The organism is Tannerella forsythia (assembly GCF_001006485.1).
Lineage (GTDB): Bacteria > Bacteroidota > Bacteroidia > Bacteroidales > Tannerellaceae > Tannerella > Tannerella forsythia.
Genome location: NZ_JUET01000089.1, coordinates 1 through 463, shown reverse-complemented (window position 1 = coordinate 463; position 463 = coordinate 1). Strand labels below are relative to the sequence as shown.

Sequence of the window (463 nt, the reverse complement as noted above, 5' to 3'; positions counted from 1 at the left end):
CGGAATAAGGCAGAAAAAGGAAAAGGAGAAAAGGGGAAAGACAAAGGACGAACAAGTGGAGAAGGGAAAGAAGGAAGAGAGGGAAGGAAAAAAGAGAACAAAGGAAGAGAGAGGAGAAGAACAGGGAGGGAAGGAAAGGGGAGGGGAAGACGGGAGAAGAAAAGGGCGAAAAAGGGGGGAAAGAGAAAAGAGGAGAGGAAGAAAAGAAAAGAGAAAAAGAAAGAAAAGAAAGAAAGAAAGAACAAAACAGCACTCAAGACTACAGGCAAGAAACGCAAAAAAATCAACACAAAAGAACAGACAGTCAGAGAGAAGCAGAAAAATGAAAACAACATAGAACAGCGTCGTGGGAAGGGGGAGGACAGGGAAGTGAAAAAAAAAAAAAAAAAAGAAAACAACATTGCACAAAGAAGACGCAAAGAAATAAAAGGAGGAAAAGTCAATACGCGCAACAAACTTAAAA

General features: G+C 40.4%; 1 protein-coding gene. It reads left to right on the top strand.

The genetic code is table 11. The features are described 5' to 3' along the window. A partial coding sequence (locus Tanf_RS16725) for a hypothetical protein (protein WP_080948603.1) occupies positions 1–463 on the top strand: 463 nt, incomplete at both ends.